Consider the following 12,428-nt stretch of genomic DNA (forward strand, 5'->3'; position numbering starts at 1 on the left):
GCATAAAAATGAATGGAGGCATGCTGTGTTTTGGAGTACGTTTTCAAGGAGCTTCGTGGCGAGCCTGATCGCCGGCGCATGCGTCGCGGGTCAGGGCGCCGCGAATGCGGCATCGAACGACGCGAACGGCAAAAGCGGAACGATGCTGCTCAACCGCGTCGGTCCGGTGACGTCGGAGTTGTATGTCGCCAATGCGGATGGCAGCGACGAACGCAAGCTGCTGCCGACGCCCGGCTTCGACTATCACGCGTCGTTTTCGAAGGACGGGCAGTGGATCGTGTTCACATCCGAGCGTGACGGTCTGGGCGAATCGAATCTTTATCGCGTGAAGGTCGACGGAACGGGCCTGCAGCGTCTAACCGATCATATCGCCGTGGACGATGCCGCCGAGTTCTCTCCCGCCGACCCGAATGTGATCGCGTTCGTGTCATCGCGCAAGGGCGATGCAGGCTTCGGCACAACCAACGTATGGACGCTCGACATCGCGACCGGCGCGCTGACCAATGTCACCGGCGCGATTCCATTCGATGCGTCGAAGCCGCACAGTTACTTTCGTCCATCATGGTCGCCGGATGGCAAGTGGATTGCGTTGTCTTCGGATATCGGCTCGGAATGGCGCGGACATAATCTTCCGGTAGGATGGGAACGCACGCAGGAAAGCAGCATCTATGTCATCCGGCCCGATGGCTCCGGGTGGAAAAAGATCGCGAGTCACGCGGGCTTCGACGAGGGCTCGCCTTCTTGGTCTCCAGACGGCACGCATGTAGTGTTCTACGAAACGCCGGTCGAATCGACGTGGGGCGCGCATCGGCCTGAAGGTATTAATGCAGTCAGCTCGCAGATCGTGTCGGTTGGGCTCGCGGATCTTTCGAAGACCACGCTCACATCCACGCCCGGCTTCAAGGTCTTTCCACATTACCTCGATGCGGACACCGTTGCGTATCACGTGAAAGGCGGCGACACCGAAGGCATTTATACGACCGCGGGCGCGTTTCGCTCGACGGCGAACACTGGCATTCGCTCGCCGCATTATTCGGCGGACGGCAGAAAGATGGTCTACGAAAAGATCACGTTCCGCCCGGCTCGTCCGAACGGCACGCCCATGTTCAGCTTCGATCCGGCGTGGGCGTACAAATATATCGACGTGTTTCCGCAACTCTCGCTCGACGGCAAGCAGCTCGTGTACACGGAGAAGGCGGTCGGCTCGTCGATTGCCGTCATCGATACGGACTTCTCGGGATACCGGCGCATCTACGATTCATCGGCGAGCGGTCTCGATGCCGACATGGTGAAGAAAGGTCTTGCCGGCGCGTTCCAGCCGACCTGGTCGCCGGATCGTCAGTGGGTCGCGTTCGGCATCGGCGACTGGTTCTTCACGCGCGGCGCGGGACCGGGGCGCATCGCGCGCATCAGGGCCGACGGCAGCATGAACGGGCATCCCGAGATTCTCACGGACGGCGCCATGAACGCGGGTTTTCCAAGCTACTCGCCGGATGGAAAGAAGATCGTCTATCGCGTGTCGAACGCGACGCTGCAAGGCTTACGCATCCTCGATCTGGATGCGCGCACGACCACGGTTCTTACGGACGGGCAGGACAATTTGCCGGGCTGGTCGCCGGACGGCACGCGAATCGTCTTCACGCGCAAGCAAGTGAGTCCGGACGATCCGAACAAGTTCAACTACGACGTGTTCACGATCAGGCCCGACGGCAGCGGCCTGGCGCGACTCACAACGGACGGCTCGAATCAGGGTCATGCGGTGTGGACGTATGACGGACGTATCGCGTATAGCTCCGGCAGCTATGGGTTTCGCGACGAACTGGCGCTGTACGACAACAGCTTCCAGCCCGACGGGCAGAACTGGGTGATGAACGCCGATGGCAGCAATGCGCACGCTGTCACCGACACGCTCTGGGAAGAAGCGATGCCGCTCTACGTGCCCGATCACTGAAGCGCGCGTTGCTTTGCCAGGAAAAGGCGTCGTGCTCAGGCACGACGCCTTTTTTCTTGAGCGTCACCTTAAAAAATCCAAGCGTGCTGCTAAGAAAAATGCCAGCGAATCTCACTTTTGTGTAAAGGCTCGCGGGTCCGATTTCAATACCATGGACTGGCGCTTCCAATAGAAAAGCAAGCGAGAAAGCGCAGCCTGACCCATAGCAAATACACACCGGATTCACTGCGATGTCCCGACATCACGCGAATCGAAAGGTGTGAACAAAAAAAATGGATGGAGACATGAAAAAGCTATCGACCGCCTTGAGCAGGCCATTCTTCAGCGCCGCGCTGCTGTGTTGCATGAGCGAATATGCCCACGCCGAAGTCTATACGGCGCCCAATGGCTCCGAGCCGCCGCAGGCCAGGCAAACCCAGGTGAATCCCACCGCGCCGCTGTCCGCGCCCAGTCTCAAGTCCGGCGAAGATCTCGGCGAGCCGCCCGTAAGCTGGAACGATACTTACATCGGCTATCGCTACGGGAGCGATTTTCACTATCCGGGGATTGCGAAGAAGGTGGCGCAGAACATCGGTTCTCTCACGACGACCGGTGGCTTTCGCTTTGGCAGCTATGCGTTCAATGTCGACTATCTTGTGTCGAACTCGGCCAATCCGGAAGCGGGCGGTCCGTCGTCGGGCGGCGCTCAGGAAGTGTATAGCGTGGGGCGCGTCGAGCTGAGCGCGGGCAAGATACTGGGCCATTCGATGGGCTTCGGTTTCGTTCGCGACTATGGCCTGACCGTCGGCTACGAGTTCGGCACCAAGAACGATGCATACGCCGAGCGCGCGCGCATGCTGGTGCTCGGGCCGACCATCGAGTTCGCGGTGCCTCACGGCTTCTGGAACATCACGGCGGGGCTGCGCACCGAAAGCAATCACAACGGCATAACCGGCACCGACGTGCATTTCCATGCGGCATGGCACGTCGAGAGTTCGTGGCTCTTTCCGTTCAGGGCGGGTCCGGTGCCGTTCATTCTGCGCGGCTTCGCGAGCGTGACGGGTCCGAAGGGCAAGGACGGATTCGGCGTCGATACGCAGACCGAGTTCCTCACGCGCCTTTCGCTGCTCGCCGATCTCGGCTCGTTCGCCGGGCATCCGCGCGCGGTCTACGCGGGCTTCGGCTACGAATACTGGCATCACATGTACGGCACGCCATCGGGCGCAGCGCCGGGCACCATCACTTCCGTTCCCATGGTGATGGCCGAAGTCCACTTCTGATCACGACGAACGTCCGGGCTGAATGAATTGAGCGCGCAATCCGCGTGCGGCTTCGCGCTGCTCAAAAGAAGATGTCAGGAGACAATGTGAAGAAGGTGAGACTCGCGCTTGCAGGTGTGGCGTGCGTGTGCGTGCTTGATTACGCGCATGCGCAATCGGCGGTCACGCTTTACGGAATCGTCGATAACGGCATCGAGTATCGGAACATGACGGGCGGCGCCGTTGCGCGCGCCGTATCGGGCGGACTGTTCGCGAGCCGCTATGGGTTCAAGGGCAGCGAAGACATCGGCGGCGGATTGTCGGTCAACTTCCAGCTCGAACAGGGGTTTTCAGGCGTGACGGGCGCCGCCGCGAATGCCTCGGCGGCATTCAACCGTCAAGCGTGGGTCGGCGTCTCTGGCGCGTTCGGCGAAGCGCGCTTCGGCTTGCAGAACACGCCGCAGTACATGTTCATGAACCCCGAACTGGACCCGGTGGCCGTGATGAGCATCGGCTCGCCGATGAACAGCTTCAACAGTCTCACGATCCGCGAGAACAATGCGATCGCGTACTTTACGCCGACGCTTCACGGATTGAGTGCGCAATTCATGGCTGCTTTGCGCGACTCCACGACGCGTCCCGTCAACGGCGTGCAGTTCTACAACGCGGCCGTGCGCTATGTGAACGGACCGTTTCGAATTGCCGCCGGTTACGAGCAGGCCGCGAATGCAGCGGGCACGTCGATCCTCAAGATCTTCAATGCAGGCGGATCGGTGGCGCTCGGAGCGGCGCGTTTCTACCTCGCCTATCACACGGAGCGTCAGACCGACGACAGCGTGAAGCGCGACGTGTACGAGGTGTCCGGCGCCTATTCTTTCACGCCGGCCGACCAGCTTTCGCTCATGTACGGTTATGCGCACGACCGCCTTGGACAGGGCAACAACGCGCAGCAGATTGGCGTGACCTATTCGTACTGGCTGTCGAAGCGGACGACGCTCTACGGCTCGGCCGGTTTCATCCAGAACCGCAATCAGGCGAAGTTCACACTCAACGGCACGGGATATACGGGTCTGCCGGTCGCGCCGGGAACGGATTCGCGCGGCGCGATCGTCGGCATGGTGCATCGCTTCTGACCGCGGTTCGTCGGGGTAATTAGCAGGCGCATCGGTGGGATATATATGGAAAAATTCCTGGCGTTTGCGCGGTCCTTCACTGGCGTTATGATCTCCTGCGCGGTACATCCCGCGTGTGTCCGGGACATCGCATAAGCAGCGCCACGCGCTGCCGCGCATGCTTAAAATAGACGGCGGTGATTGCAGGCCAGCCGTCAAGGAGACGCAATGACAAACAGTGCCTCGGCAAAACATCCGCCCCGCGCGCGCGCCGGATCTCAGCTCACCACGGTCCCAAAGGTTCGTCTCTACGTCGATCAACCCGAAGAAAAGCAGTGGTTCGTTCATGTGGGTCATGTCACCGAACGTGGACGGTGGCGCACCGAACCGCATGCGCATCCAGAATACGGTCAGCTCATTTTCGTGCGCAACGGGCGCGGCGTGATGAACCTCGAAGGCCGCAACGTGCCCTTCGAAGGACCGTGCGCGCTTCTGCTGCCAACCGAATGTGTCCATGGTCTGGACTATGAATACGACGCCGACCGTTGGGTCGTGACGATCGAGGTGTCGTACCTTGCGCAGGTCAATGCGCGGATGCCCGAATTCATCGCGCTGTGGGCCGCGCCACGTGCGATCACCCTGGCCGATTCCGATGGGACCGGCATCGACGTGTACAACCTCATTCACAGTCTCGCGCAAGAAGTTGAATCGGACATGGTCGGCCACGTCACGGGAACCGAGGCGCTGCTCACGCTGCTTCTGCTCAAGCTATTGCGCGAAATGGACCTGGACGAAACCGGCCGCGAATCCGGCTCGCGTCACGATGTGCGCGTGGTCGAGCGCTATCGCAAGCTGATCGACGAACATTTCCGCGAGAATCTGCCCTTGCAGGACTATGCATCCAAAATGGCGATTTCGCTGGTGCAGCTTCGCGCGGCATGCGCATCGGCGGCGGAGCAGAGCCCGACGAAGATGATTCACGCGCGCATCATCACCGAGGCCAAGCGCAATCTGATTTTCGGTGACATGTCGGTGGAACAGATCGCGTTCGGTCTTGGCTTCGCGGATGCCGCGTATTTCACACGCTTCTTTCGTCGCGAAGTGGGGCAGGCGCCGAGCCAGTTCCGCGCCGCCGCGCGGCAGCAGCCGCAAAAGATGGGACAGTCACGATAGCGCCGTGAGTTCGCGCATACGGACGAAAAGTCCCGGCGAATCGGCTTTTTTTCCAGAGACTTGCGGCGATGGATCGAATAAGCTCGTGATAATTTCATCCGCCAATCGATCATGATGCAGCTCTTCCGATGCGCCTTGCCGGTTCTCGCGCTCCTGCTCGCGGCCACGCTGTACGCCAGCGCCGCCGTGCCCGCGCAGCATACGCCGCACGAATGGGTTTATGTCGGCACGCAGGATCGTCGCATCGAAATCTTGCGGCTCGATCCTTCGAGCGGCGATCTTGCAACCGTTGCATCGATCAGCGGCGATATCCGTCCCACGTGGCTGATGGCGCATCCAAGGTTGCCCATGCTCTACGCGGTCGATGACCGGAGCGACAAGCCCGGCAGCGTGAGCGCTTTCGTCGTGAACCGCGAAACGGGCGCGCTGAACCGCATCGGCGTTATCGCGACGCAAGGCGTTGGCACCACGCATCTCACCTATGATGCTTCTTCCGAAACGATCTTTGCCGCGAACTACAACAGCGGCTCGGTATCGAGCGTCGCGGTTCGAGATGGCATGCCCGAAGCGCTCGCATCGACGGTCAGCGAACGCGGCTCCGGTCCAGGCAAGCGGCAGATGAGCGCGCATGCCCACGACGCGCTCGTCGACCCCTCGGGACGCTATGTGCTCGTGCCCGATCTCGGCGCGGACCGTGTGTTCGTGTATCGCTTCGATCGCGCGACACGCAAGATGTGGAAGGACGATGCGAACGTGTCGCGCGATTTCGTGGCGCCGTTCGGCAGCGGACCGCGTCATATCGTATTCGGCGCAAACGGGCGCTTCGCGTATCTCATCACCGAGTTGTCCGCGGACGTCATGGTGTTTCGATGGGATTCGTCGGCGGGGCGGCTGACACTCGTCCAGTCCACGCCGATATCGACAACGGGTTTCTCAGGTGCGAAGAGTGGTGCTGAAGTCGCGGTGAGCGGCGACGGAAACTTCGTGTACGTCGCCAATCGCGGCGAGAACGAGATCGTCGTCTATCGCGTGGATGTGGTTAGCGGAAAGTTATCGGAGATACAGCGCACGCCCTCGGAAGGCCTGAAGCCGTGGAGCTTTTGCATGGATCCGACGGGCAAATGGTTGCTGATCGCGAATCAGGAAAGCGGAAGCATAAGTGTTAAAGCTATCGATCCCGTTACCGGGTTTTTGAAGACCACGGGTCACTCTGTAAAAGCGTCGAGTGCGGTGAGTGTCGCATTCGTCCGCTAGGTATATGTTGCGACGATAGGGTCGGTGCGCGAGGAGTTCAGCGCGCGTGTTGCACTTCGAGCGGGGCCATACAACATCGTTCATTGATAAATAACAATTCAACATAAATAGTATGATAATTGGTGCCATATCATACGTGCGGGAACCCGCCTTCTAGCAAGCTCGCCAGATAGTCCGGAGGAAAGCATGTCGCCCCACTTGAGCCCGTTGGGGATCGAGGTTCGTCGAGCAAATCGGGAGCTGGCATGGCGCGGCGAACGTGGAGGTTCTCCGCCCCAGAGAAGGCCCGGCTGGCTGCCCAGGTTCAAGTTCTGGGTTGACCCCAGCCGCAGTCTAACCGGACGACGGTGGGTAGAGCTTCCTGGCGTGGGTGAAGTCCACGACTTGATGAAGTCATTGTGGACTTCGTAGATCGTGAGGTAATTGGGATGCGATACGATCTCGCGTGTGCCCGGAACCCGACCGGGGCGACCGGAGTTCGGGAAGAAGGCTACAGGCTCGAGCGATCTTTCGACCTGTTCGAAAAGCCTTTCTGCTGCGCCTTCGTCCTTTTCGGAAATGAAAAAGAGGTATTCTAGAAAGAGCTGCGGGCTTCATCGGCCCAGACAATCGGAAGCCGCGTCAATCACGCTTCCCCGCATTCTTCGCGCGCTGCGCATCGAGAAGCGCCCGCGCTTCCTTCATGACCTGCTCGTGTGGCACGCTTTGCTTGACGCTGTTTCTCGCACGCTCGACGCGCTCACACAACGCGCGGTCGAAGGCTTCAGCTTCTTCGACCGTGTCGTGCTCGTGGATGTAAGGATCGAGTCGGGTTCCCATGGCGATTCTCGGTTTGTTCGTAACATCATAATAGCGCGCTTACCTTGACCCGTCAGGGAGTCACGAAACCCAAAGCGTCTCATCCGATCTTCTAGGGCCGAAAGGCGATGATGCATGATAGCTGGATGCTATTATCGTGAATGCTGCTATTAGCATGAACTATAGAATTGGCGCTCCAGGAATAGGGTGAATGAGCCAGTGTCGCAGCCGGTCAAACCGAGCCGCGTTGAATTGCTGGTGCTTACGGCACTAGTGCTGACCCACGGGCCCGTGTTGTTTGGCAACGACTTCGCTCTGGTGCTCGAACAGATCGCGGAGTGTGGCGCCGTGGTCCTGTTGCAGCAGGTGATGTTCGCGGACATGGGCGGGATGGGGGGCGCAGGCAGCGAAGACAGCAAAGATCGGCGGATCGTCTCGCGCCTGCAGGACGCGCGACCGATGTTCGAGGCGCTGTGCCGCAAGTTTCCGGAAGCCTTCCTAGCGGACGCGCGGGCCCTGCTGAAACGCTTCACGACGCGGACCTGATTGCACGGAAAGCGTCGCGATGGGTGACCGCGCGGCCAGCGCCAATGACATGTGTCGAAGTGCCGGTCTCTGAATGCGCCTCGCCAATTAACCTTATGTGAACTATGTAGGCGTGCTGAGAATACTGATCCGCGCTTCGAACTTAGATGTCCCGAACCACTTCCGTCAGTTCGCCTGGTTTGATGACAGCTGCCTATCCGCAATGAGTGTGCAGATGGTCGCCCGAAGTGCGCAGCGTAGCTTCAAAAAACGCTTCGTGGATGTCAGCGCGGGGTTCGAAGCGACTGCGTAGACGACGGAAAACATGAAGAGAAGAATGAGTTCGTTCGACGCCAACCGGTAATCGCCAGGCGTCGGACGGCACACGGCAGCGGCCTCGCTAACTTCCGGTGGGTCGGGATGCGGCGCTCGGAAGTCGACGCCGATGCGATTGTGCGTGTGCAGGCGGGGCCTGCAGTTCGCGCTTCTACACGCGCAACGGCGCCCGGTTGCCGCCCGTCAATGTCGTCGGCAGGGCTGTGCGTACGTCGATCGCGTCGGATGTGATTAACGGATGCTTCTACGGTCCGGACTTTCGAATCCTCCGACGGCTCCGCGGTTCGTACACGCTGGCAATCTCGGGACACGGCGGCATCGATCTCGCGACGCTCGCCTGAAGAACGCGCTGGAATACGATCGAAACGACCGGAACGACCTTGCCAAGCGCAACGATCACCCGTCCAAGCGTTAGTTTCACGGACCGGAAGGATCGTCGTCGCGGGAATTCAGCCGGCTGTCCCCGTTCGAACGTTGTGGCGTCCTGGACCCGTGCCGGACGTTAGGATCGCCGTGTCCGAGAACGCATGCACGACCTTAGTCAGCTTCGATGTTGATCAGCTTCGACGTCATCAGCCAATATCGGAAGTCCAGCCACTTCGTTTCCAGGCTTGAATCTGCAGTGCTTCAAGAAGCATTGACTGGTCCCACATTTCTTCGAGCGCACGGCGAAGAAGGGCTTGCTGACTTACCGGCGCTAGACCACCCGCGGGCGGATCGCGATCGAGATTGGTCGGAAATGCGTACCCTTCAGCCGTAGACGCAATGACGCGATCGATCTCTGCCGCAGTGAGATGGCCGTTGGCCTGGAACTCGAGCAGTATGGGGTAGACGGCCTCACACATGCGCGTGCGATCGACAGATTCCATCGCGCGTCCATAGGCCGAGGATACCTGCAGCAGGTTCGCCATGCGCTGCACGTCTGACGTGCGATTCGCACCGGCGGCATGAAACAGAGCTGGATTGAAAAATAGTGCATCGCCTTTGCGGAGCGGTAACTGTACGCAGTGTGCTTCGAAGAAGGTGCGAAACTCCGGACGTCGCCACGCCAGATAGCCACGCGAATAGCGCTGCGAAAACGGAAGCAGCTTCGTGGGTCCGCTCTCAATTGGCATATCGCTGTGCGCGACGGCGCCCTGAAGCGTCAGGAAAGGCGACATCGTGTGAACGTGCGCTGGGAAGCGCTGCACCTCTTCGGCAGTCTGGAAGCCTAGGTGGTAGTCACGATGTGCCTGCTGCGCCTCCCCACCGGGACGAACAACGTTGACCTGGGTGGTCATCTGATACGCCGGGCCGAGCCATGCTTGCGCGGCACACGCAATGAACGCGTTCGAGAAATAGCGTGCAAAGACGGAGGGCGCCTGTACGCAGAGTTTTTCGTAAGCATTCCAGATGCGGTCGTTCGCACCGGCCTTTGCGAAATGGTCCGCTCCATGTGTGCCGGAGGCACGTTCTTGCCTGATGATCGCTTCGAAGATGCGAGTCGCTTCGTCGACGACGGCGGTATCCTCGAACGCGTTCACGAGCACCAGCACGCCCGCGCCATCGCGAAGCACAGTTGCCCATTCGCCCTGCAGCGCTCGTTGCCGAACGGGATCAAGCAGCACTTCATCCAATGCGCGGCAATCGTAGATTGGAACGTCGCGCTTCGTCTCGACCGCAAACCGCAAGTCGACGTCGGACTGTTTTCGAAGGTCAGCCGCGAAAGCCTCGAGTGAGCAGTCACTCTCTCGATACCAGTTGTCGGTTAGCGCTTCACTGCCTCGCTCGATGGCATCCATATCTGCCTCCATTTTGCGTTCAAGCATAGCCCGATCGTCGTGGTGGGCGTTATCATAAACACATCAAAAAACCATCAAAGTTCGAGACGAATGGCTCGTCGTTTCCTCATAAAAGAGATCGCGTTGCAGGCTGGCCTGGGCGTTGCCACGGTGGACCGGGTATTGAACGGGCGCGCTCATGTGCGCGAAGGCACGCGCAGACGGGTCGAGCAGGCTATCCGTGAGCTGGAAAAGCAGGAAATTCAACTGGCGACGACCGGGCGTAAGCTCCTCATCGATGTGGTCGTCGAGGCGCCCACTCGATTCTCGACGGAAATTCAGGATGCGCTGGAAGCGGAGTTACCAGCGTTTCACCCTGCTGTGCTGAGACCTCGCTTTCTTATGCGTGAAACCATGACGACTGCGGAGGTCGTCGAAACCCTACACTCGGTCGCCAAGCGTGGTAGTCACGGCGTTTTGCTGAAAGCGCGCGACGTCTCCGAGATCTCCGAGGCAATTGGAGAACTGAAGACGAAAGGCATACCCGTTGTGACCATGTTCACGGACATTCCGTTGTCCGGACGCTTCGCTTATGCCGGGCTTGATAATCGCGTGGCGGGCACAACGGCGGCGTACCTCATCGGTCAATGGCTTCGTGGTGCCGTCGGAACAGTGCTGATCACCATCAGTGACGAAGGCTTCAGAGGAGAGGAAGAACGCGAGGCGAGTTTTCGGCGCGCGCTGCGTGTCAGTTACCCGAACCTGACTTTGCTTGACGCCAGTGGCGGACACGGACTGAATCTACAAACAGAAGAGAGGATGCGGCAAGTCGTCACGAGAAGTTCGAAGATAGCTGCCGTGTACTCTATGGGCGGCGGCAATACAGCTGTACTGAAAGTGCTGGAGGCGGCGAAGCAGAACCCCTTATGCTTCATTGGACACGATCTGGACCGAGACAACGTTGGCTTGCTTCGTCGGGGAAAGATGCAAGCCATCCTTCATCACGAGTTGCGCCAGGACATGCGTTCAGCATGCCAGCACATCATGCATTTTCATCGGCTTATCCCTGCCTCGGCCATCGCACCGTCCTCCTCGATCGTCGTAGTGACTCCGGAAAACATTCCGGAGCACATCGCATGTCGGTTGCGATAGCCAAACTTCTAAAAGGCAGCAGTCACATGCGCGGCGAGTTCCCATTCCACGCATCTTGCAGTAGAGAACGAAGTGGTTCGGGCTCTATCTGACGCGGATTCCAATAAGGATTGGACAGTGCGATTTCGCATGCACGGTCGAGATCGGATTCCTTCATGCCGATCTCTCGCAACCCTGACGGAATGCTCAGTTCGCGTCCAAGCTGGAAGACTCCGAGCGGAGCGCTTTCGCTACCAAGTGCTCGCGCAATTCGCATCATGGCATTGGGAGCGGCGTCACTGTTATAGGCTAAGGCGTGGGGCAAGACGATGGCGTGTGTTTCCGCGTGTGGAAGATTGAAGCTCCCGCCCAGGGTATGGCAGAGCTTATGATGAATAGCCATCCCGACGTGGCCCAGTACACTGCCGCACAACCATGCTCCGTAAAGACAATCGCCACGCGCGGACACGTTCTTGGGATCGGACTTGATGCCCCTGAGGCCCGCAGCCAACGCGCGTATGCCGTCCTCCGCCATAAGCGACATGACAGGGTTGCCGTCACGGGCGTACAGCCCCTCCGCCGCGTGTGCAATGGCATTCAGGCCGCTTACGAACGACAAGCCGAGCGGCAGGCTCAATGACAACATCGGGTCGTAAATGACGGTCTTGGGCAGCACCCGCGCATCGCGTCCAGTACGCTTCAATCCGTCCTCGGTGAGTCCGTAGATCGGCGTCATCTCAGAGCCGGCATACGTCGTCGGAATGGCAATGATTGGCAAGCTCGATTCCAGGGCAATGGCTTTACCGAGGCCGACCGTGGATCCTCCACCGATTGCCACTGCGCAATCCGCGCCGACCTTCCGTGCGTGCTCACGAGCGCGTCGTGCTGTCTCGATCGGAACGTGCATTTTCGCTTCCGCGAAAACACCTGCGCTGAGCGGCCCCAGCAAATTGGCAACCTCCGTTGCTTGCGCTTCCTGCTCCGGGGTGCACAGGACCAGAGCTTTCTGGGCGCCGAGCGCGTGAACTTCTTCGCTGACGCGAGCGAGTGCGCCGGCGCCAAAGATCACTTTCGAAGGCTGTGAGGTGTATACGAAGTCGTACATTGAAGCGTCCTTACCTTTCACGGTGCGCAGTGGGTTTCGAGCGGG

11 protein-coding genes are annotated in these 12,428 nt (G+C 59.6%); 7 read left to right on the forward strand and 4 right to left on the reverse strand.

Translation table 11 applies throughout. The features are described from left to right. Nucleotides 1-55: 55 nt before the first annotated feature. The 5 genes from NCT05_RS13315 to NCT05_RS13335 all read left to right on the forward strand — a co-directional run bounded on the left by NCT05_RS13315 (nt 56) and on the right by NCT05_RS13335 (nt 6,728). Nucleotides 56-1,951: a hypothetical protein gene (locus tag NCT05_RS13315; protein ID WP_250502493.1), complete on the forward strand. Its 1,896-nt coding sequence runs from the start codon at nt 56-58 to the stop codon at nt 1,949-1,951. A 284-nt stretch (nt 1,952-2,235) separates the two neighbouring features. After that, nucleotides 2,236-3,210: a hypothetical protein gene (locus NCT05_RS13320; RefSeq protein ID WP_250502494.1), complete on the forward strand. Its 975-nt coding sequence runs from the start codon at nt 2,236-2,238 to the stop codon at nt 3,208-3,210. 86 nt (nt 3,211-3,296) lie between these two features. Next, a complete protein-coding gene (locus tag NCT05_RS13325) occupies nt 3,297-4,322 on the forward strand; it encodes a porin (protein ID WP_250502495.1) in 1,026 nt (341 codons plus the stop codon). 207 nt (nt 4,323-4,529) lie between these two features. Continuing rightward, the gene (locus tag NCT05_RS13330) at nt 4,530-5,474 is read left to right on the forward strand and encodes a helix-turn-helix domain-containing protein (protein ID WP_250502496.1); all 945 of its coding nucleotides are present in this window, start codon (nt 4,530-4,532) and stop codon (nt 5,472-5,474) included. 111 nt (nt 5,475-5,585) lie between these two features. Then, nucleotides 5,586-6,728 (forward strand): lactonase family protein, encoded by a 1,143-nt coding sequence (locus NCT05_RS13335; RefSeq protein ID WP_250502497.1) that lies wholly within the window; start codon nt 5,586-5,588, stop codon nt 6,726-6,728. A gap of 98 nt (nt 6,729-6,826) precedes the next feature. On the opposite strand, the gene NCT05_RS13340 is transcribed toward NCT05_RS13335, so the two are convergent. Both NCT05_RS13340 and relB read right to left on the reverse strand, forming a co-directional pair. Continuing rightward, nucleotides 6,827-7,288, reverse strand: coding sequence for a type II toxin-antitoxin system RelE/ParE family toxin (locus tag NCT05_RS13340; protein WP_250502554.1), 462 nt, complete (start codon nt 7,286-7,288; stop codon nt 6,827-6,829). Between the two features lie 61 nt (nt 7,289-7,349). Then, nucleotides 7,350-7,547 (reverse strand): type II toxin-antitoxin system RelB family antitoxin, encoded by a 198-nt coding sequence (relB, locus tag NCT05_RS13345; RefSeq protein ID WP_250481338.1) that lies wholly within the window; start codon nt 7,545-7,547, stop codon nt 7,350-7,352. Between the two features lie 186 nt (nt 7,548-7,733). Here relB and NCT05_RS13350 point away from each other — a divergent pair, with 186 nt between their 5' ends. Continuing rightward, on the forward strand, nt 7,734-8,072 hold the full coding sequence (locus NCT05_RS13350; RefSeq protein ID WP_250502498.1) for a hypothetical protein: 339 nt from the start codon (nt 7,734-7,736) through the stop codon (nt 8,070-8,072). An 887-nt stretch (nt 8,073-8,959) separates the two neighbouring features. On the opposite strand, the gene NCT05_RS13355 is transcribed toward NCT05_RS13350, so the two are convergent. Then, a complete protein-coding gene (locus tag NCT05_RS13355) occupies nt 8,960-10,168 on the reverse strand; it encodes a phytanoyl-CoA dioxygenase family protein (protein ID WP_250502499.1) in 1,209 nt (402 codons plus the stop codon). 90 nt (nt 10,169-10,258) lie between these two features. Here NCT05_RS13355 and NCT05_RS13360 point away from each other — a divergent pair, with 90 nt between their 5' ends. Further along, nucleotides 10,259-11,299, forward strand: a complete 1,041-nt coding sequence (locus NCT05_RS13360) for a LacI family DNA-binding transcriptional regulator (protein WP_250502500.1) — start codon at nt 10,259-10,261, stop codon at nt 11,297-11,299. 22 nt (nt 11,300-11,321) lie between these two features. Here the strand turns inward: NCT05_RS13360 and NCT05_RS13365 are convergent, their stop codons facing one another. Further along, nucleotides 11,322-12,383, reverse strand: coding sequence for a maleylacetate reductase (locus tag NCT05_RS13365; RefSeq protein ID WP_250502501.1), 1,062 nt, complete (start codon nt 12,381-12,383; stop codon nt 11,322-11,324). Between the last annotated feature and the right edge of the window lie 45 nt (nt 12,384-12,428).

Origin of the sequence: Caballeronia sp. AZ7_KS35, assembly GCF_023631045.1 — a bacterium.
GTDB classification, from domain to species: Bacteria; Pseudomonadota; Gammaproteobacteria; order Burkholderiales; family Burkholderiaceae; genus Caballeronia; species Caballeronia zhejiangensis.

Bases quoted from the DNA above. Each gene is read 5' to 3' on its own strand.
- NCT05_RS13355 (WP_250502499.1), bottom strand. From the start codon at position 10,168: ATGGATGCCATCGAGCGAGGCAGTGAAGCGCTAACCGACAACTGGTAT.
- NCT05_RS13335 (WP_250502497.1), top strand. From the start codon at position 5,586: ATGATGCAGCTCTTCCGATGCGCCTTGCCGGTTCTCGCGCTCCTGCTC.
- NCT05_RS13320 (WP_250502494.1), top strand. From the start codon at position 2,236: ATGAAAAAGCTATCGACCGCCTTGAGCAGGCCATTCTTCAGCGCCGCG.
- NCT05_RS13360 (WP_250502500.1), top strand. From the start codon at position 10,259: ATGGCTCGTCGTTTCCTCATAAAAGAGATCGCGTTGCAGGCTGGCCTG.
- relB (WP_250481338.1), bottom strand. From the start codon at position 7,547: ATGGGAACCCGACTCGATCCTTACATCCACGAGCACGACACGGTCGAA.
- NCT05_RS13365 (WP_250502501.1), bottom strand. From the start codon at position 12,383: ATGTACGACTTCGTATACACCTCACAGCCTTCGAAAGTGATCTTTGGC.
- NCT05_RS13330 (WP_250502496.1), top strand. From the start codon at position 4,530: ATGACAAACAGTGCCTCGGCAAAACATCCGCCCCGCGCGCGCGCCGGA.